The sequence below is a fragment of the Leptospira licerasiae serovar Varillal str. VAR 010 genome, from assembly GCF_000244755.1.
Classification (GTDB): Bacteria; Spirochaetota; Leptospiria; order Leptospirales; family Leptospiraceae; genus Leptospira_B; species Leptospira_B licerasiae.
The window spans coordinates 1,176,740-1,195,005 of sequence record NZ_AHOO02000005.1; the positions used below are offsets into that span (position 1 = coordinate 1,176,740).

The following is an 18,266-nucleotide window of genomic DNA, read 5'->3' on the forward strand; positions in this document are numbered from 1 at the left end:
GGAAACTGTCTTCCGAAAAAAATCGGATTTACACCCCTCGAAAAAAACAGTCCTATGGAAAAATATGGGAATGTCCTTTTCCCTAGGAGAGATAGAAGCCCGCATTAGGGAACTCCTAGCAAACGGTTTAACAGGTAATTCCCAGGATTTCCATGCGTGGATCCGTATGGACACTCTTCGCAAATTCAGAGAAGAGCCTTCCTTCGCTCCGGATTGGGTTCCCAAAGTTCTAGACGAGCTCGTTGTTTCCGGAGAAGCAGCAAAGAGTAAATTAGATCCGAGAGAATATACTCTCTCTGCACAATCCACTCTTCGCAAAAAAACATCCAAGAGCGAAGAATACCTTATACTAGGCCGCACCGAATTCCAGCCGATGCAATATGTAAGAAGCAGAATGGAATCTTTCCTAAGAGCCAACGGAATTGACGAGGACATGATCGTGGACTTGACCATCGGTTCCATCGAAGCGGTGGAAAATGCAGTCAAATACGGTGACGGTGGAAATGTAGAAGTCGCTTATACAATCGAAAAAAGCGGAATTTTCAAGATCCGACTGGTGAACAACCTGAGAGAATTGAATATCGAAGAAGATATAGAAAGAGGAAAATTTTCTTCCACTGCCACTCTTATGAGAGGAATGATGGTAATGCAAAAATTATTCGATAAAATGGATCTAGAGATCTTAGAGGATAAAAGACAGGCCTTATTTATGGCCGAAAAAATCCTTCCGAAGTAAAATCCGCGGTTTTTTACGTTTTACACTTCTTCCATTTTCGGGTCTTTCTTTCTAAGAGTATGTCTTCGATTTTTAAAATTCATTCCAACTACAAAGCGGCCGGAGATCAAGTCCAGGCGATAGAAAAAATAGGCCAAGCGTTCAAAAGGGGAGAAGATAAGGTCACCTTAGTGGGTGTGACCGGCTCCGGAAAAACATTCACAATGGCTCAGGTGATCGCAAATATGGGACTTCCCACCTTGGTCCTGTCGCATAACAAAACGTTGGCGGCACAGTTATTCCGCGAGTTTAAGGAGTTTTTCCCGGAGAATGCCGTAGAATACTTCGTTTCTTATTACGATTATTACCAACCTGAGGCTTACGTACCTTCTTCCGATACATTTATCGAAAAAGATATGTCCATGAACGAGGAAATAGACAAGCTTAGGCTTCGCGCTACTTCTTCTTTATTAGAAAGAGACGATGTTGTGATAGTAAGTTCCGTCTCTTGTATTTACGGTTTAGGATCTCCGGAAGAATATGTGAACTCTGTGGTCGCCGTTCAAAAAGGAGATATTATAGATAGAGATCAGGTGATCCGTAAACTTCTTCATATACAATACAATCGTAATGATACCGATTTTTCTCGCGGGAATTTCAGAGTAAGAGGAGACTCTATCGAAGTATATCCTGCTTATCATACGGACGCTTTCCGGATCGAATTTTTCGGCGACGAAGTTGATTCAATTTCCAGGATACATCCGGTTACCGCTCAGGTTATCGCAAAACAGGAAAAGTGTTTTATCTATCCGGCAAAACACTTCATCATGTCCGCCCCTTTGGTAAAGGACGCCGTCAAAAGAATTAAAGACGAGATGGCGGAACAAGAGGCCAAGTTCACCAAAGAAAATAAATTTTTAGAAGCACAGCGTATTGTATCCAGAACGAATTACGATATGGAGATGCTGCAAGAGATGGGTTATTGCAACGGGATCGAAAATTATTCCCGCCATCTTACCGGAAGGAAAGAAGGAGAAAGGCCTGCTTGTCTTATCGATTATTTCCGCGGGGATTTTTTACTCATAGTGGATGAGTCTCACGTTACAATTCCTCAGGTTGGAGGAATGTACGCAGGCGATAGAGCTCGTAAACAAACTCTGGTGGATTTCGGATTTAGATTACCTTCCGCCCTAGATAACCGGCCTTTAAACTTTACGGAATTCGAATCTTTAACACCTAAAACTCTATATGTATCCGCGACTCCTGCGGAATACGAATTGGAGAAGAGCAAAACAAGAGTAGAACAGATCATTCGTCCTACCGGTCTTTTAGATCCGAATGTGGAAGTCCGACCTACTAAAAATCAGGTGGAGGATCTTTTGGTAGAGATCCGAAAAAGGATCGATCTGGGAGAGAGAGTGCTTGTCACCACGTTGACCAAAAAGATGGCCGAAGATCTTTCGGACTATTATAAAGAATTAGGTCTCAAAGTTTCTTATCTACACTCCGAAGTGGATACCTTGGAAAGAGTCGAGATTATCCGAGATCTTAGAAAGGGGATTTATGACGTTCTGATCGGTATCAACCTTTTGAGAGAGGGCTTGGATATCCCTGAGGTTTCTCTTGTCGCCATTTTGGACGCAGACAAAGAAGGTTTTTTAAGAAATTATAAATCCTTAATACAGACGATAGGTAGAGCCGCAAGGAATATCAACGGAACTGCAATATTATACGCGGATAAGGTCACAGATTCTATGACCAAAGCCATTGAAGAGACCAAAAGAAGAAGAACTATCCAGGAAGAACATAACGTTAAATACAGGATCTCTCCTCAAACGATCAAAAAGGAAATTGCCGATATGATCGAAAGGACCGAAAAAGAACTGGCTCCTGAAGAACAAGCGGCAGAAGAGATCAACAAGAAGTTCAGAGAGAAAAACTTCTCATCAAAAGAGGTAATGAAAGAAAAGATCCGAGAAGAGATGTTAAAAGCTGCCAAGGAACTGGATTTCGAAAGGGCAGCGCTACTCAGGGACAAAATGCTTTCTATCAAAGTGAATCCTACAGAGGAAAAATGAGATTAGATATTACACTTATTACCATACTAGTCACCGGAGCAATAAGCCTTTACACATTATATGTGGACCAAAATCTTTTGGATAAACTGATCCTAAGGCCTTTTCGAGATTCTAAGGAGGGGAATTATTATACCTTAGCCACTAGCGGATTCGTCCACGCCGACTTTTCTCATTTATTCTTTAATATGCTGACCCTTTATTTTTTCGGAAGGCATGTGGATATGGTGCTCGGGCCCCTGGGATTTATGGGCTTGTATTTGGCGAGCATCCTGATCGCAAATTTAGTTTCTTATCAAAAAAATAAAACGGATGCGAATTATGCAAGCCTTGGCGCTTCCGGCGGGACTTCCGGGATCGTCTTTGCTTCTATCTTATTCTATCCTTATTCTAAAATTTTCTTTTTCTTTATACCGATCCCGATACCCGGACCTTTATATGCGATCTTATATTTAGGATATTCCTATTACGCTTCTAAGAATAGGCAAGATGGGATCAATCACGATGCTCACTTTTACGGAGCGTTAACAGGACTCGCGGTTGCTATCTTAGTACAACCGCTTTCGTTAATTGCTTTTATCCAATATGTGTTAGGCGCGTTTATATAAGAATTTTCTAACGTGAAAGGGTTAGCCTCCTTTCGCAATTTTATCCTTTATAAAAGCCTTAAACTTATCGGAACCGAAACTTACATCCATTTTGATGATCTCCGGAGCGAGATAAGGATGTTTTTTCATGATATATTCTTCGATTGCGGCATACTTATCCGCTTTCGCTTTTAGAAGAATTTTATTTTCAGAATCGATTGTGAGCTTTCCTTCCCACTGGTATAAAAGAGCCACTTCCGGAAAAATGGTGCCGCTTACGATGATACCTAACTGAAGCATTTCCGCGATATATTCTTCAGCAAGGTCGCGATCCGCCAGAGTAGTGAAGACTAAAATTTCTTGAGATGAAGACATGATCCCTCCGAAAAAAAGGAGGATAAGAAGTATTCATTCTTTGTCCAGTCTTTCTTTGGAATGGAGCGGATCAGTATCTGGGAGCGTTCGGGTCGGAATAATTTCCTTTGCCGGAGTTCGGCATGGAACCTCTGGAAGTGGAAGGAGTATAATCGTCGCAAAGATTACTGCATCTCGCAATACAATTTTCTCTCTTACGATCCACAGTGATTGCCGTAAAAACAGTCTCTACTTTAGGGATAGGATATTGGGTCCAACATTGGCTTTTGCAATTTCCATACTTTGTGGCGCAATTCCGAGCAGTGTTTTGGTCCGTGCCGGAGGAGATCATCATATCGAAAAGTTCCTGTTCTTCTCTGGTTTTGAAACCTCCCTTTTTGGATCTTTTGGAAAGTTCTTCCTTGCTCAGATTTGCATTTTCAGGCTCCGGAAAATCTTCCACGGAACCTTTTCCTTTGACTTTGCCGGATTCGTCGGAACTCCAATCCACTGCAAAAAAGCAATTTAGGACCAAGAAGCATAGTAGTATGCCGAATTTAATTTTCATCAGATTTTTAAAAACTAAACCTTTGGGATTAGGATTCCGTAAATATTTTCGTCGTTTAACAAATAAATACATAAATTTTGCACTCTTTTGCGCTGAAATCGGCTGGAAAAAAATTTCCAACTAAGGTCTCAATAGTATTGAATGTTGGATAACCTACAATAGAGTCTGTCTAAGCAGTACTTAAGACCTAAGAAATCGAATGGGGGGTCTTTTAGTGAATAGTTTTTTTGCAAGTACATCAGTAAAACGTTTCTTTCTTCTCTCCTCAGTAATACTTTTTATTTCCAATTGTAGCGCCTTGGATTGGGGCTGGGTTAAACTTCCTTCCGGACTTGCTTGGGAGCAAAACGAGACCTTAGATAGAAACCCAGTAGAAGGTTTCCGGGTGGAATTTCCGGAAGAGCTTGGAATGGATTCCAGACCCTTGATCGAACTTTCGAAAAAACTCAGAAAAGAGAAAACCGAGGTCCGCTCCCTTCTCATTCTGAAAGAAGGAAACCTGGTCTTTGAAAGATATGCAGGTGGGATCTCGAGAAATCATAATCATAATATGTATTCGGTGACCAAGTCCGTGGTCTCCATGTTATTAGGAATTTGTTATACAGCTGATTGCGGAGTGGACTTGGAGGATAGTCTTTCTTCGATAGAGTCAGGTTTACCTGGCCTTCTTCCTTCCGAATTGAAAGGAAAAGAATCAATCCGACTTAAAGACGCGTTACGTATGAGTTCCGGAATGGGTTGGGATTCCTTTCCCAAAAAGGAAGATATCAGGACCGATGCAGATCCTCTTGCGATCGCTTGGACTCCCTCAGTATCCTCTGCTCCCGGAACTAAATTCGAATATTCTAATGGAGATACACAATTAGTTGCAGGTTATTTGGAAGCAAAGACCGGGAAAACATTATACGAGTATTCTAAGACCACCGCATTCTCTTGGTTGGGATTTAAGGGAGAAGAGTGGAATACCTCCAAATCGGGAAGGCAGACGGCCGGTTTCGGACTTCGGTTGAGACCGATCGATATGGCAAAGTTAGGGCAGCTTTATCTTGATGGAGGAAAATGGCAGGGCCGTCAGATCTTAAAACCCGAATGGATCGCTTGGACCTTAGAGCCGGGTGTTGAGAAAAGGTACGGGCTCCAATTCTGGATCCATGAATTCGAAGGAAAGCCTAGCTTCATGGCAAACGGAAAAGGTGGTCAATTCATCTATGTGATCCCTCACCGTAAGATCGTTTTAGTAATGACCAGCGCCATATGGGACAAGGCTCCTGATCTAGTTTTAACATCCGCTTTGGATGCAATAAGGGCGTCTTTACTATCTAATGATAAGATTCCTTCCCCTGATAGGGAGGAAGCTCTGCTTAGAGAACTCAAAATATCTGCCAGAACTTCTTTAGACCCTAAGTTGAAAGAAGGAGCGGATGAAACAAGGATTGCAGCAGAACCAGGGATGAAACAAAATCATCCTTAAATGAAGACTGTTCTAATACCTATCCCACAAATCGATTTCGATCCCACAGAAGTTTCCGTCCCATGGAAGGTTTTGAAAGAAAACGGATATAAGATCGTCTTTGCCACACCAAGCGGCGCCTCCGGAGAAGCGGATTTCAGAATGGTTACCGGAAAAGGTTTAGGCATTCTATCTCCCGTGTTAAAGGCGAAGAGCGACGATGTTCTTCTTTATAGAGAATTAGAAAAATCGAATGAGTTTTTGAATCCAAAAAAATACGAGTCTGTCAAATTAGATTCTTTCGATGTATTACTTCTTCCTGGAGGACATGCTAAAGGAATGAGAATATATCTAGAATCCGAGTCTTTGCAGAATTTGGTGGGAAACACCTTCGCAGAAGGAAAGCCTGTGGCCGCGATCTGCCATGGAGTTTTGCTTGCTGCAAGATCTAAAAATCCTAAAACGAAAAAGTCCAGCTTATACGGACTGAAAACGACGGGGCTTTTGAAGTCCCAGGAACTTCTGGCTTGGAATCTGACTCGGGCCTGGCTTGGTGATTATTATAGGACTTATCCTACACCGTTGCAGGACGAGGTGATTTCTTTTTTGGAATACAACACTGATTTCCAGGAAGGACCCATGCCGATTGCGAGGGATAGTTTTTCTAATATTAAACCGGGGTTCAGTGTTTTAGATAAGTCTTATCTTTCCGCAAGATGGCCCGGAGATGCGCATAAGTTTGCTCTTGAGCTTCCCGAATTCTTCGGATAGTTATAGTTTTTGATTTTCCTCTAATATAGTCTATGCATACTGACTATATTAGAGTTCGACACGATCTTTCTACCGATGACCAAATGAGTTCCAAAGAACATTACATTTTTCTAGATGTGGGGGATACTCTCCTTACGATGAAAAAACCCGCTGGGGAAGTGTATTTCGAAGTTTTAAAAGAATTCGGCCTGGACGGTTCTAAACATCCCAGTGGCTATATGGAAAGAGCCTTTCGTAAAGCCTATGCACACATGACGCGTCACCCGCTTCCGGACTTTAGAGATAAGTTCCACGTGCATGAAGATGGAAGCGAAGGATGGTGGAGAGAACTGTTGGGCTTCTTCTTAAAAGAGATAGGATCGGATCTGGAACCGGATCCTATTTTTCAATCCATATTCAAACGTTTTGATGAACCTTCTGTCTGGGAAATAGATCCTGGTTTTTACGAATTAGTTGAATTTGCAAAACAAAGAGGTTCCGGTCTCGGGATCATCTCCAACTGGGATCATAGACTCAAACAATTATTGGCAAGCGTAGGTGTTTTGGATTATTTCTATCCGATAATCGTCTCTGCGGAATTTGGATATGAAAAACCTTCTCCTTTGATCTTCCAAGAAGCTGAAAAGCTTGTAGGACTTTCTCCGGACAAACTGATTTATTGCGGAGACAAGGTTGAGTTGGATATTGTGCCGACAAGATCCAGAGGATGGACCGCATTTCATAAACATGCAGAAGGGGATATCCGAGATCTGAGGGAACTGGCTGCGATACTGAAAAAAGGCTAGTTTATTCTCTTTCCAGTTCTTTTCTTCCACCAAATAAGTCTAACCGAATACAAAAAAGAATCGAGTTAGAACAAAAATGAAAGTCCTCGCCGTCTCCGGAAGTTTAAGAAAAGGTTCTTCCAATACAGCCTTATTACTCGCAGCAAAAAGGATCGCAAATGATTCTTTACAAATTACACTCGCCGATCCATTGGATCGGATCCCACATTTTAATCCGGATCTAGATACTGATTCTCCTCCTAGGGAAGTTACGGAATGGAGAAGGGAGTTGAAAGAGGCTGACGCCATTCTTTTCTCCAGTCCTGAGTATGCGTTTGCGATCCCAGGCGTTTTGAAGAATGCACTGGACTGGATCGTTTCTAGTGCGGAACTTTATGGAAAGCCTGTTGGACTTATCAATGCATCTCCAGGTTATGGTGGGGCTTCTAAAGCTCAGGAAGCTCTTTTACATTTATTGAATGTTCTCACGGTTAAGATAAACGATGATTGTGTTCTGAGCATACCTTCGGTGAATAAGAAGGTAGATCCGGAGGGAAATATCATGGATGAACAAACGGAGAAGGAGCTAAAAAGCTGTTTAGAAAGTTTAGAACGTTTGGTCCAAGATTCTAAACTTTCTTAAATCCTTCCCAATCTCCTCGATATAAATATCCATAACAGGATGTGATCATCGTTCCTTCCGTTTCCGATGAGGATACTGAGAAAAAATTCCGAAAAGGAGTCCTTGGGCTCCTTTTTTATACAAATGGGAATTTTCCGTATTCAGAAATTGTTTTGTCGATTGAACCTGTGATTTTAATAATACTTTCTATCGAATGGGGTATATAAGAATAATGCAATATTTCTTGGAAAGAAAGACTTCTACCTTTTCTATCGTTTAACCATTTTTCACAAACTTGATAGCCTCCTATTTTGTATTCCCATACCTCGTTCGAAATTTTTGCAAAATATTGTTTTGAATTGATCCAGACCCTTTCTTTTTCAATTTCATAACTTAATTTATCTACTACAGTATCCCCGGAGACTGGAAATTTTACTTTGGATGCGGTTTTGTTTTGCATCAATTGTAGGGAGACGATTTTTTCTCCGTATTTTGAAAGTTTTCTGAATAGCTCCTTGTTAGAAGTGATAGGAATACGAGGAAAGTCTCTCTTTAAAAATTCGGCATATCTCTTTCTGTATTCAGAGGAGTATAATATCGAAAATATATAATAAAATACTTCTTCATGGGTCGAAGATATATCTTTCGAATGCAACAGATCCAAAAATTCCTTTGAAAAATTTACGGACTTTTCCGTAAAAAGACCGGAATCATCTCCCACTAAATATAGTGGAAAGAAAAATGCATTATTCGATGTTTTGGGAGATAGGCCGATTACTTCTCCAGGGAGATCGGTAACAAGCGCATGAGCGAAATTCTCTCCCTTAGTCATCCTAGAAGTTATCAATGCTAAATTTTCATTCTGCAAAAGATGTTTCATTATCTCTTTTCTAGGGTAGCAAAGAAATCCTTTGGTTTTTCCAGTGTAATATGTGTATCTATAGTCAAAAGGTCGATAAAGTATCTTTGTGATATATTTCTTATTTGGGCCGGAGTCTAAAAGGTCCTTTTGGGCATAACTTACCTTCCAATCTCTTACGTCTTCACCTAGCTGAAATTCAACCCTTGCCTCCTCAGTCTCCATTTCGGAAAATCCGATTATAGTCTTCCATACTTCTTCGGGAGTAAAATGGATCGTGAGTTTGTCTCGAGCAGTCAATAGTCCTACTGAATGAGAAGGCATTATTTCGGTAATCTTAGGATATTTTTCATATTCGATCCTACGCTTGCTATCCTGAGGAACGAATAAACAAAGATCTTTAGAAGGTTCGATTTGATTCCAATTTGTATCAGAGAGGTCATGTTCCCTTAACCATTTATATTTTGTTTCCCTATCTCCCAATAACTCGGAATAGAATATTCGAGCAGGCTCTTTCACTTCGCCATTCTTCTTTTTAATAAATATGCTAAGCGCGACTCCTTGCGCTATTTCAAATACATTCTGATCGGAACTACCGTCTTTTTGTTTTTCGGCCTTGCCGGAGTTCCCATGTAAGTCTAATATATAAATATCATCGAAAGTATTTCGTAAACTTTCTCTCATTCCCCTAAATGTAGGGTTATCTAAATAGGCGTGATTCGTAATGAATGCAAGTATCCCTTCACCATTCTGTTCTATTTTCCATTGAGAGAAGCGGATAAATTTTACATAATCATCATTCAACCATTTAGGGTTCTTTTCATTGAGAGGCTTCCCGCCGAATTCAAAGTAATTTCCTGTGCCTTTATGTAATAAGTTATATATCCAATCTCCGTTATTCTTGGATTCTCCGAAATAAGGTGGGTTACCGAGTATTACTGCAATCGGCTTGTTCTCTTTGATTTCTCCGGCTTCTCTTGATTCATTTACCAAAAATTTATCGAAAATATCTTCTTCCTTAAAATGGACCGACTCTTCTAGAGTGTTAGTTAAGAAGATCCTGAGCCTATCGTCCGCTTCAAAATCATATCCTGTTTCTTTTAAATATAAACCTATCTTAAGGTGTGCAATCGCATAAGGTGCCATTAATAATTCAAAACCGAAGATCCTCGGAAGTAAATGTTTCGGGACGTATTTTTTCCATTGTCCTTCGTTCCCTTGAAAGGAAGCTTTGATCATCTTTATTACTTCGAATAAGAAAGTTCCGGTTCCTACTGCGGGATCTAAAATTTGGATCCTATGAGACTCTTCTCCATTCTGATCTGAAGAATTCTTCGAAATTGTGTCTGAATTGGCTAAACCGCCTTTAAATCCAAAATACTTTTTGTTTCTCAGAATATAATCTACGGTTTTAACCAGATATTTTACAACGGGATCGGGCGTATAATAGACTCCCTTTTTTTCCCGTATCTTGGAGTCATATGAAGCTAGAAAAGTTTCATAAAAATGAATTACCGGATCTTCATGTTTCGTCTTCTTGCCAAAGTCCTTTAAGATGGCTTGGAAATCCGCTCTATCCAATAGGTATGCTAAATTATCGACTGCCCAAGTCACTCTATCGTCTAACTCGGTGCCTGCGATAGTATTGAATAATCTTCTTAAAAATGGATTCGTTTTGGGAACTTCGAAACCGGCTGTTTTTCGAGTAAATTCTCCCGAAGAATGATTCGCTCTTGCGGCAAATAGACCGTAACAAATTGTCTGAGCGTACATATCGGCAAATTCCGCTTCTGAGAGTTGTTTGATTAAACGGGAATGAAAGGTTTTCATTTGATCCTTTAGTGCGGAGTCTTCCTTGGATTGAAGGGCCGAAAGGATTGTATTACGAATAACTAATGCGATTTTTCCCATCCTTTGGGCTAAATCTTTAGGGTCTTTGGCGACTCTTGTTTGCTCGTTTGCGAAACAATCTAAAAGGTCGATTACTTCTGATTCATATCCCGGAAAGGGAACTATTTTACTTCCCTTTCTGCTTGCGATTTTAACGGATGATCTTTTTTCTCCTTCTACGAACCATCTGAATTCGAGATAGTCGGTAACGATCAAATTTCCTAAACTTTCTTTATACCTTTGAATTTGTTCTGATTTTTCGATTTTATCTAAATTTTCCCCTATATCTTTAGTTTCTATATAACCGATAGGCGTGTTATTTCTTAAGATTACGTAGTCTGGAGCCCCATATTCGGTTCTTCTCGGCTCATTGTTTGCCAATAAAGAGTTATCGATTGAATGAAGAAGTTCAGCAAGGGGTGCACGATATGAAAGTTCCGTCGATACTCCGGTAGACGAAATTTCAGATAGAGAATGTATATATTTGGATAGGAATCCTATTCTAACGGTGCTGGATTGTTGTGGGCCGCCCTTGCTCATTGTATTCTAAAATAGAATATCCTATAATAGAATATTTTGGGTCAATGCGGAATTTTGATGTTTTTTCTAGAAAATGTCCGAAAAGGGGAGAATGGAGCCTTTTCCGGCCCGCTACACGGAATAAGCCAGCAGAGGCTTTAATTCGAATATTTCTTCTTTGTATTTTAAACGAGTCATTCTATATATTCTATTTCTGGAATATTCATTCCGGAACTGAATTTTTAAGTAAAAGTACACGCGAAAATCAATATTCCGGACCTGAGCCTCATAACGGGGAATTTCGAATTGCATACGTCTCCGTTAGGAGCATAATTATGGCAATGCCAATGTTTCGCAGAATACCGCGAAAGTTAGAAGAAATATTAGGTGATGAAGGAACGAACGAGTTTTCCGATTTTATCAACGATTCTTTCGCAGCTAACAAGGAGAATGTGATGGAACTTGTTTCGGATAGATTTGAGAACAGACTTTCGGAAGAATTGAATGTATTCCGCTCTGAATACAAAACAGATCTGGCAGATTTAAGAGCAGAATTCAAATCGGATATAGCTGAACTTCGGGCCGAAGTAAAAGAGGACATAGCAGAACTTCGTGCAGAATTAAAGGAGGATATTGCAGAGCTTCGAACAGAATTAAAAGAGGATATTGCAGAGCTTCGGGCGGAATTAAAGGAAGATATCGCCGAACTCAGAGCAGAGCTAAAAGGAGAAATAGCAGAACTCCGTGTCGAAATGAATGAAAAAATCTCAGAGCTCCGAATAGAAATTCACAAACTCATTTCTGCTCAGACAAGATGGATGTTAGGTGCGATCATAGCCTTGACGGGAATTTTCTCGATCATAGTCAAAATGTAAATTCTCGAAAGGGTTTTAAGATTTGGAAAGTTTTTCGATCGATCTGGCAGCGATCTCTTTTCTGAGATCTTGGGCTTTTATTTTAGAGGTCCTTGTTTCTGAAACTAGGTTTGGGTTCGCGGTTTTAGGATGTCCGCTCAAAAAGGGAGGTTCAGGATTATATTCGATCATCAATTGGATTTCTTCTGCGGCCATTTGGCCTTGGATCTCCGCTACAACTTGGAGTGCAAAATCGATCCCAGCGGTGACCCCACCTCCGGTGATTCTGTCTCGATCGATTACCACTCTATCTTCTTGTACGTCAATTTTGGGAAAAAGTCTTAATACATCGAGAGATAGCCAATGTGTGGTCGCTTTATATCCATTTAATAGACCTGCTGCAGCCAAAACCAAAGAGCCGGTGCAAACGGAGCTAATGTATTTGGAAGTTTTTGATTTTTCTCTCAGCCAATTCAGAATTCTTTCATTTTCCATGAGTCGATTGACTCCGAGTCCACCGGGAACTAAGACCAAGTCCAAGTCTATATTTTCATACAAACTTCTGTCCGGAAGAATGAAAAGCCCTCTTTCGGAAGGGACTGGGTCCTTTGTTTCGGCTATAACATGGACTTTGGAATTTTTCATTCTGGAAAATACTTCGTAAGGACCTACAAAATCCAGCGGAGTTAGGTCCGGAAAGATAAGTAATCCGATATTGAACGGCTCTTGCATAGATAAGATTGGATAGAACTAGGATAACTCTTCAAGTCGAATTCGAAGGAAAAACTTCCGGTAAAGTCGATGAAATCCTCTTCAGGAAATTTGAAAGGAGGGAAGAAAGAACGTTAATTGATAAATATCTGGGATATTAAATGAACTTCTATCTAATATCCTGATTTGGTATATTCTGAATTGGGAAGTAGAATTAGTTTTGCTTGGCTAAAACAATCTACACCGAAGAATATAAGATTTTCCAAAAGTTGCTAAAGAAGGCCCGGGAAGACGCAGGCTTAACTCAAGTGGATGTTGCAGACGCGCTCAAAACACCCCAATCTTTTATTTCCAAAGTCGAGGCGGGAGACAGAAGGATAGACGTTATCGAATTCTGGAACCTGGCAAAACTTTATAAAAAGCCTGTGGAATTCTTCTTCAAGTTTGAAGATAAAGCAGAACATAAATCTAAGAAGAAGTCTTTAAAAGCCGCAAGTTCTACTAAAAGAAAGTCCAAATAGCGTACGTTTTTGATCCGTTGGATTGCCAACCATTCTTTTCCTTCTGAGAAAAGAATAGCCAAGAACAACAGCTTCTCTAAAAAATTCCAATTGCCTTAAGGCAAAAAGCTAAATGAAGCCGAATCGAATTTCGAATCCATGGATCTATGGGATCATTCTGATCCTGACTGCCTACTTTTCCTTTTGGGCCGGAAGGCTAGGCTTGGATAATATGGAGCTACCTTTTTCGGATATCGGATATGAGACGGAAAGTATTGTTGATTCGCATTATTTCATCAGGCCGCGATTAATTCTCAAGAACGTTAGGTTTTATTGGCAGAAGGGTATTTTCGTCGAAGCGGATCGTCTCTCTTTGGAGGCTATTCCTAAAAACGGAGAAATTTTGCCTTTTGATCAGCCGGAACTTTTTAGCCTTAAGATCTTAAACGGTAATATCCATATTTCTTTCGAAAGTCTGGAAAAACTGATTAACGAAAGATTGTTCTCTTTTCCGGAATCTACCCTTCGTAAAATTAAACTTCGTCCGATTTTTCATAATGGTGTTTGGAAACTTAAGATCTCAGGGGAGGTCAAACTAGTAGTTTGGGTCTCATTCGAAGGAATTGCCACAGTTAAGATCGATCCTGAATCAGGTAGGATCTTGGTGGAGAACGAGTCCGTTCGAGCATTATTAAATCCTTATACAAAAGAACTTTTAAATACAGTTGGCGTGTCCATCGAAGACCTGATCCGTTTTCCTAAGGGGAAAGGATTGGTCTTTTCGGGGAATAAAGTGTTTTTTGAACCGTTTTCCGTTTTTCCCGATCCGGAAGTGGAAGGTAAGATTAAAGATCTTAAATTGAATGAAAATACCCTAGATATAGAGTTTATTGCGGAACAGGAGATTCCTTCTCCTAAAACAAATTCCAAAAATTATATCTATGTTACCGGAGGAAAATTACTCTTCGGAGGGATTCAAGTTCACCAAGGCAAGGTCTTACTTATAGACAGAGAAGAATCCTCTTTGTTCGATTTCTCCTTTTCCGAATATAAAAAGGCTTTGTCTCTCTCTAATGTAAGAATGGAGGAAGATGGGCGTATCCTCATCTTTATGCCTGATTCTCCGCCTCTTGAATAATCTTGCCGATTAATAAAATATTTCCAATCTTATAAAAATTTCTCTAATCGGGAACGTTCTTATTCGAAGTCGGTCCTCTTGTTGAAGAGGATACTTATGAATCTTTTCACTTCCAAGTCGCAGTTCCCCATATTTTGTATTAAGGGCGGGTTGCTCTTTTTATGGATTTTTTTGACGAGTTGTATTTCTCCTCAATTTGCAATGAGTGGGGGAGGGGGAAGCCCTTATCCTTCCGACTTTGTCTATAAAGGAGATCTATTCGGTTTACAAAATTGTTTGAGAGCAGGTTATTCAGTAGATACAAGAGATCCTTTTACTAGGAATTTTACGCCTTTAATGATCGCGGCAAGAGAAGGAGAAGTTGAGATTGCAGAATTTTTAGTTCGGAACGGCGCAGACATTAACGCTAAAACTAGAGATGGACATACCGCTCTAATGATGGCCGTTTACAATCGGAACCTTGATATAGTGAAACTACTTTTGAAGAATGGTGCCAATGTACATATCAAAAGTAAACAAGGACATACAGCATTTTCGGAAGCTAGTTTAGAAGAAGCAATTCAGATCAAAGAACTACTTCTTCCATATGAGATCGGTCCAAAAAGATGAAATCAGCATTTCAGATCGTTCTTGTTCTTTTATTTCTAGAATCTTGCATGAATGACGATCGCTGCATAAGGGACTGCGATAAGAACTTTTCCATCTGTCTGTTGGTTGCGAGCAATGAGAATTCTCTTGGGATCGGATTCATTTGCAAAGTAATTTGCGACGATTGTAAATCAGACTGTTATAGGGTAACCTCTTCCGGAAGGACAACCAGTACTTCCAGAGGTGGATCGGGTGGAGGAGGGGGAGGCGGTAGTTCAGGCGGAGACAGTGGTGGTGGCCACGGCGGAGGTGGTCATGGAGGAAGCGGAATCATATTCTAAGGTATAGATACAAAAAAAGGGAAACCGAGTCATTCGGTTTCCAGTTTGAGCTATTATGAAAATTTTATATAGAAAGTCTACTTCGCAAATCCTATCTGAGAAGTTATCGGCGTTTTTTCATAGTCTTCTTTCTTACCGGCTACCTCGTCAAAATAGGTTTCGTAATTCGGGAAATTTGTTCCCATGATCCGGTCCCAAAAATTAAAATAGAGACTATAATTCCCATGAAACTTTTGGTGGTGAAGGTTATGATGGGTGGAGGTGTTGATCCACTTTGTAATAGGATGACTCGCCCATCCTTTCGGTAAAAATTCATATCCTAAATGCCACCAAATATTCATTACCATCGCATAGAATGTGTGGAATATGAACACTCCGAAATGGATCGGCACTAAACTGATGAACGGCACAACGTAAATCGCTTCTAAGAAAGCTTCTGCCCAATGGAAATTGTATGCAGCTAAAGGAGAAGGGTTAACGGATTTATGATGGATCGCATGTACGAAAGAATAGACCTTTTTGTGATGCATAAGTCTATGAGCCCAATAAAACCAAGTTTCATGCCAGACGGTGATCAGGATATAACTTAAGATCGCATAAGCCCAACCTCTTTCGGAGATATCGAAGTAGAGCGCTCTCGGAAGATATCCTAACTTTTGAAGGCTGAAAGAAACGACCGCAACCAAGCTGAACATTATCATCGTGACTGCAGATTGTTTGATCTCATATACGACCTTCTCCCATTTTGGGAAATTTTTCTGGATCCTGTATTTTTCGAAGTATCCTTTTTTCCAAATCCAGAATATAAAGAATGCGAGTCCTGCTAATGGATAGTATCTGATAAAGTTCATTGAAAGTTGGAATAGTCCGAAATTCCGAACGCATTCCCAACTGAAATCACAAGCGTTAAATGCCATTTTTCCTCCGATCTCTGCATTCAGTTTACGTCGGATCCCGAAAGAAATCGTCCTCCCCGATCGGAGCGGAATAAAATATACGTCCAGACCGATCGAAACGGACTATTTGGACTTATTTTTGCGGATCTTGTTTCTGTATTCGGAGGGTGTAAATCCGGTTTCCTTTCGGAAAACCTCGTTAAAAGCTGATTTTGAGCCAAATCCCGAAGAGTAGGCGATGGACAACAAAACTTCTTGAGGATCGGATTCTATTTTCTTTTTTGCCTCTTCTACCCTGTGTTCATTCAATAATTGAAAGAAATTTTTTCCAATTTCATTGTTCAAATATTCAGAGAGTTGGTGCGTACTAATCTCTAATCTGCCTGCCAAAAATCCGAGTGTCAGATCTTCTTTTAAGAATACCTTCTCCTTTTGAAATAGGTCTTCTAAGTTTTGTTTGATACCATCTAGATCCAACCCGATTAGTTGGGAGGCTCTGTATTTTTTTTCCTCTTCCACTACTCTTTGTACTTCTAAGAAAAATTCGGGGAATCCTTGGCGCAGAATATACAAAGAGCATAAAAAGATCCCGATCAAAGAACCTACACCTTCTAAGCCTCTGATAGATCCTAAGAATACGGATATGGAGCCATATAATAAAATGATCAGAATACAAACGCTTACTCCTAAGATCGTAAGCATTCTTGGGTCTTTGTATATGACCGAAAACCGAAAACCCCAAAACAAACGAACAAATGTGGAAAGTAAAAATGCGAACACGACTCCCATGGCGCTTAAAACCGGGATTTTTAAAAATACTGGAAGCCCGGTGGTCTGCAGACTTTTGAGTAATTCGATCTTTTCCGGGCTTCCGGAAAAATAAAAGGGCGCCATCCAAATAAATATCAGTAGTGCGGGGATCATCTTGAGATAAAATATTTTTTTGGATTCCGGAGTGTTTCCCATGGCAAGAAGTAGATAACGTTCAATAAAAGGTCCCATGAGTCCGGAAACAGGAAGATGTGTAAGATACAAACCAGGGAAGTGGATGATCATTTTACAAGTCAGTAAGAATGCATGAGATAGAAAGATCCCCACTAAGAAAAAAATAATCGCTAGTAAGTTTTGTTTTTCTCCCCTCGGTGAAGAAAATATTTCTCCCAAAGAAAACAAAAATGCGAGTCCGATCGAGAAGACTAAAAATAAGGAAGTATAAGATTGGATTCCGAACTCGTTCATGTTGTAATTTCCGCGATACCAATCTTCTCCGCGGCCTTTACTAAAGACAAATCCGCAGAATATAATTTTGCGCTTCCTAAGATGCAACTTGCAAGCAAATGTGCATCTATCCAGCCGATTCCTAGTCCCGCCAAGGAATTTCTTTCTGAAAAGATCATGGTCTCTTTATGGTTTGCGATCGGAACTTCTTTCAGGAGGGCATATTCAGTGAGAAAAGAGTTCTTATTTTTAAAATTACCCAGACTGAGCTCTCCCTCTACCATAGGATGACGTCGAACCAAACCTTGGTGTAGAAGTTCCACTAGTTTTGGATCGGATCTGCGCAGGTGATTGATCCAAACGGAAGTGTCTACTAGTACCGCCGTCATTTAGGGGATTTTTTTCGGATAGGGCCTTCTGCTTTAGGATCGGTCCCTCCTAAAAGAGCCATTCTTTCTGCAGATTTTTCTCGAATAAGTGCGCGTAATCCTTCTTGGACGAGACGTGTCTTTTCTAAGATCCCGGTATAGTCTTGGGCGCTGGAGATCAGCTCGTCTGGGATGTATAGGGTGGTTTTGACAGCTGTCATATATGGTAATATATGGTTAAAATTGCCATATGTCAAGAGAGTAGGACCGGAAAAGTGATTTGGGGACAGAAAATTGATTCCGCTTCGTGGTTGATGGGGAAAATTCTGAATGTATGCACCCTTCTTCCCAAATGAATCGCTCACTTATGTCGCATAAGAACGAGGACATCACACTAAAGTCGAGTAGTGCTTTGGGGAAGAAGGCCCAAAAATTTCTCTTCCTTGCATAAATAATGCCATCTGGCTGGGAATCTTGG

At 40.4% G+C, this 18,266-nt stretch carries 20 protein-coding genes; 12 read left to right on the top strand and 8 right to left on the bottom strand.

The window, feature by feature from the left end:
• The first annotated feature begins 70 nt into the window (after window positions 1–70).
• The 3 genes from LEP1GSC185_RS05990 to LEP1GSC185_RS06000 are packed head-to-tail and all read left to right on the top strand — an operon-like array spanning window position 71 to window position 3,398.
• Complete coding sequence (locus LEP1GSC185_RS05990; RefSeq protein WP_008595790.1) at window positions 71–736, top strand: ATP-binding protein; 666 nt, start codon at window positions 71–73, stop codon at window positions 734–736.
• Window positions 737–795: 59 nt separating this feature from the next.
• Complete coding sequence (uvrB, locus tag LEP1GSC185_RS05995; RefSeq protein WP_008595153.1) at window positions 796–2,793, top strand: excinuclease ABC subunit UvrB; 1,998 nt, start codon at window positions 796–798, stop codon at window positions 2,791–2,793.
• A complete protein-coding gene (locus tag LEP1GSC185_RS06000; protein ID WP_008593955.1) occupies window positions 2,790–3,398 on the top strand; it encodes a rhomboid family intramembrane serine protease in 609 nt (202 codons plus the stop codon). The genes uvrB and LEP1GSC185_RS06000 overlap by 4 nt, the downstream gene beginning before the upstream one ends.
• Window positions 3,399–3,419: 21 nt before the next feature.
• On the opposite strand, the gene cutA is transcribed toward LEP1GSC185_RS06000, so the two are convergent.
• Both cutA and LEP1GSC185_RS06010 read right to left on the bottom strand, forming a co-directional pair.
• A complete protein-coding gene (cutA, locus tag LEP1GSC185_RS06005) occupies window positions 3,420–3,752 on the bottom strand; it encodes a divalent-cation tolerance protein CutA (protein WP_008593982.1) in 333 nt (110 codons plus the stop codon).
• Window positions 3,753–3,822: 70 nt separating this feature from the next.
• Window positions 3,823–4,299, bottom strand: a complete 477-nt coding sequence (locus tag LEP1GSC185_RS06010) for an LIC_10730 family protein (RefSeq protein ID WP_010513682.1) — start codon at window positions 4,297–4,299, stop codon at window positions 3,823–3,825.
• A 199-nt stretch (window positions 4,300–4,498) separates the two neighbouring features.
• Between LEP1GSC185_RS06010 and LEP1GSC185_RS06015 the strand changes: the two genes are divergently transcribed.
• From LEP1GSC185_RS06015 to LEP1GSC185_RS06030, 4 genes are all read left to right on the top strand, one after another.
• Window positions 4,499–5,770, top strand: a complete 1,272-nt coding sequence (locus LEP1GSC185_RS06015; RefSeq protein ID WP_008595497.1) for a serine hydrolase domain-containing protein — start codon at window positions 4,499–4,501, stop codon at window positions 5,768–5,770.
• A complete protein-coding gene (locus LEP1GSC185_RS06020; RefSeq protein ID WP_008594735.1) occupies window positions 5,771–6,520 on the top strand; it encodes a type 1 glutamine amidotransferase domain-containing protein in 750 nt (249 codons plus the stop codon).
• Window positions 6,521–6,603: 83 nt separating this feature from the next.
• Entirely contained in the window at window positions 6,604–7,305 is a 702-nt protein-coding gene (locus LEP1GSC185_RS06025) for an HAD-IA family hydrolase (RefSeq protein WP_010513679.1), read from the top strand.
• Between the two features lie 76 nt (window positions 7,306–7,381).
• On the top strand, window positions 7,382–7,927 hold the full coding sequence (locus LEP1GSC185_RS06030; RefSeq protein ID WP_008595557.1) for an NADPH-dependent FMN reductase: 546 nt from the start codon (window positions 7,382–7,384) through the stop codon (window positions 7,925–7,927).
• 115 nt (window positions 7,928–8,042) lie between these two features.
• Here the strand turns inward: LEP1GSC185_RS06030 and LEP1GSC185_RS06035 are convergent, their stop codons facing one another.
• Window positions 8,043–11,195, bottom strand: a complete 3,153-nt coding sequence (locus LEP1GSC185_RS06035; RefSeq protein WP_008593868.1) for a type ISP restriction/modification enzyme — start codon at window positions 11,193–11,195, stop codon at window positions 8,043–8,045.
• Window positions 11,196–11,521: 326 nt separating this feature from the next.
• Here LEP1GSC185_RS06035 and LEP1GSC185_RS06045 point away from each other — a divergent pair, with 326 nt between their 5' ends.
• The gene (locus LEP1GSC185_RS06045) at window positions 11,522–12,049 is read left to right on the top strand and encodes an LA_3696 family protein (protein ID WP_010513675.1); all 528 of its coding nucleotides are present in this window, start codon (window positions 11,522–11,524) and stop codon (window positions 12,047–12,049) included.
• Window positions 12,050–12,064: 15 nt separating this feature from the next.
• On the opposite strand, the gene LEP1GSC185_RS06050 is transcribed toward LEP1GSC185_RS06045, so the two are convergent.
• Window positions 12,065–12,760, bottom strand: a complete 696-nt coding sequence (locus LEP1GSC185_RS06050; protein WP_008595384.1) for a DJ-1/PfpI family protein — start codon at window positions 12,758–12,760, stop codon at window positions 12,065–12,067.
• A gap of 203 nt (window positions 12,761–12,963) precedes the next feature.
• Between LEP1GSC185_RS06050 and LEP1GSC185_RS06055 the strand changes: the two genes are divergently transcribed.
• The 4 genes from LEP1GSC185_RS06055 (at window position 12,964) to LEP1GSC185_RS06070 (ending at window position 15,306) form a co-directional block, all read left to right on the top strand.
• Entirely contained in the window at window positions 12,964–13,260 is a 297-nt protein-coding gene (locus tag LEP1GSC185_RS06055) for a helix-turn-helix domain-containing protein (RefSeq protein WP_008595078.1), read from the top strand.
• A 112-nt stretch (window positions 13,261–13,372) separates the two neighbouring features.
• A complete protein-coding gene (locus tag LEP1GSC185_RS06060; RefSeq protein ID WP_008594640.1) occupies window positions 13,373–14,377 on the top strand; it encodes a hypothetical protein in 1,005 nt (334 codons plus the stop codon).
• A 96-nt stretch (window positions 14,378–14,473) separates the two neighbouring features.
• A complete protein-coding gene (locus LEP1GSC185_RS06065; RefSeq protein WP_008596227.1) occupies window positions 14,474–14,986 on the top strand; it encodes an ankyrin repeat domain-containing protein in 513 nt (170 codons plus the stop codon).
• Window positions 14,983–15,306 carry a hypothetical protein gene (locus LEP1GSC185_RS06070; RefSeq protein WP_010513670.1) on the top strand — a complete coding sequence of 108 codons (324 nt, stop codon included), beginning with the start codon at window positions 14,983–14,985 and terminating at the stop codon, window positions 15,304–15,306. Before LEP1GSC185_RS06065 ends, LEP1GSC185_RS06070 begins: the two co-directional genes overlap by 4 nt.
• 77 nt (window positions 15,307–15,383) lie before the next feature.
• On the opposite strand, the gene LEP1GSC185_RS06075 is transcribed toward LEP1GSC185_RS06070, so the two are convergent.
• From LEP1GSC185_RS06075 to LEP1GSC185_RS06090, 4 genes are all read right to left on the bottom strand, one after another.
• Window positions 15,384–16,223: a sterol desaturase family protein gene (locus tag LEP1GSC185_RS06075; protein ID WP_008594666.1), complete on the bottom strand. Its 840-nt coding sequence runs from the start codon at window positions 16,221–16,223 to the stop codon at window positions 15,384–15,386.
• Window positions 16,224–16,325: 102 nt separating this feature from the next.
• Window positions 16,326–17,441: a helix-turn-helix domain-containing protein gene (locus LEP1GSC185_RS06080; RefSeq protein ID WP_008593963.1), complete on the bottom strand. Its 1,116-nt coding sequence runs from the start codon at window positions 17,439–17,441 to the stop codon at window positions 16,326–16,328.
• Complete coding sequence (locus LEP1GSC185_RS06085) at window positions 17,438–17,809, bottom strand: type II toxin-antitoxin system VapC family toxin (RefSeq protein ID WP_008594380.1); 372 nt, start codon at window positions 17,807–17,809, stop codon at window positions 17,438–17,440. Before LEP1GSC185_RS06085 ends, LEP1GSC185_RS06080 begins: the two co-directional genes overlap by 4 nt.
• The gene (locus LEP1GSC185_RS06090; RefSeq protein ID WP_008594013.1) at window positions 17,806–18,009 is read right to left on the bottom strand and encodes a type II toxin-antitoxin system VapB family antitoxin; all 204 of its coding nucleotides are present in this window, start codon (window positions 18,007–18,009) and stop codon (window positions 17,806–17,808) included. The genes LEP1GSC185_RS06085 and LEP1GSC185_RS06090 overlap by 4 nt, the downstream gene beginning before the upstream one ends.
• Window positions 18,010–18,266: the final 257 nt, after the last annotated feature.

Coding starts and splice junctions, on each gene's coding strand:
- LEP1GSC185_RS06075 (WP_008594666.1), bottom strand. CDS start 16,223: ATGGCATTTAACGCTTGTGATTTCAGTTGGGAATGCGTTCGGAATTTC.
- LEP1GSC185_RS06060 (WP_008594640.1), top strand. CDS start 13,373: ATGAAGCCGAATCGAATTTCGAATCCATGGATCTATGGGATCATTCTG.
- LEP1GSC185_RS06035 (WP_008593868.1), bottom strand. CDS start 11,195: ATGAGCAAGGGCGGCCCACAACAATCCAGCACCGTTAGAATAGGATTC.
- LEP1GSC185_RS05990 (WP_008595790.1), top strand. CDS start 71: ATGTCCTTTTCCCTAGGAGAGATAGAAGCCCGCATTAGGGAACTCCTA.
- uvrB (WP_008595153.1), top strand. CDS start 796: ATGTCTTCGATTTTTAAAATTCATTCCAACTACAAAGCGGCCGGAGAT.
- LEP1GSC185_RS06015 (WP_008595497.1), top strand. CDS start 4,499: ATGGGGGGTCTTTTAGTGAATAGTTTTTTTGCAAGTACATCAGTAAAA.
- LEP1GSC185_RS06080 (WP_008593963.1), bottom strand. CDS start 17,441: ATGAACGAGTTCGGAATCCAATCTTATACTTCCTTATTTTTAGTCTTC.
- LEP1GSC185_RS06045 (WP_010513675.1), top strand. CDS start 11,522: ATGTTTCGCAGAATACCGCGAAAGTTAGAAGAAATATTAGGTGATGAA.
- LEP1GSC185_RS06090 (WP_008594013.1), bottom strand. CDS start 18,009: ATGACAGCTGTCAAAACCACCCTATACATCCCAGACGAGCTGATCTCC.
- LEP1GSC185_RS06065 (WP_008596227.1), top strand. CDS start 14,474: ATGAATCTTTTCACTTCCAAGTCGCAGTTCCCCATATTTTGTATTAAG.
- cutA (WP_008593982.1), bottom strand. CDS start 3,752: ATGTCTTCATCTCAAGAAATTTTAGTCTTCACTACTCTGGCGGATCGC.
- LEP1GSC185_RS06030 (WP_008595557.1), top strand. CDS start 7,382: ATGAAAGTCCTCGCCGTCTCCGGAAGTTTAAGAAAAGGTTCTTCCAAT.
- LEP1GSC185_RS06085 (WP_008594380.1), bottom strand. CDS start 17,809: ATGACGGCGGTACTAGTAGACACTTCCGTTTGGATCAATCACCTGCGC.
- LEP1GSC185_RS06050 (WP_008595384.1), bottom strand. CDS start 12,760: ATGCAAGAGCCGTTCAATATCGGATTACTTATCTTTCCGGACCTAACT.
- LEP1GSC185_RS06070 (WP_010513670.1), top strand. CDS start 14,983: ATGAAATCAGCATTTCAGATCGTTCTTGTTCTTTTATTTCTAGAATCT.
- LEP1GSC185_RS06000 (WP_008593955.1), top strand. CDS start 2,790: ATGAGATTAGATATTACACTTATTACCATACTAGTCACCGGAGCAATA.
- LEP1GSC185_RS06010 (WP_010513682.1), bottom strand. CDS start 4,299: ATGAAAATTAAATTCGGCATACTACTATGCTTCTTGGTCCTAAATTGC.
- LEP1GSC185_RS06020 (WP_008594735.1), top strand. CDS start 5,771: ATGAAGACTGTTCTAATACCTATCCCACAAATCGATTTCGATCCCACA.
- LEP1GSC185_RS06025 (WP_010513679.1), top strand. CDS start 6,604: ATGAGTTCCAAAGAACATTACATTTTTCTAGATGTGGGGGATACTCTC.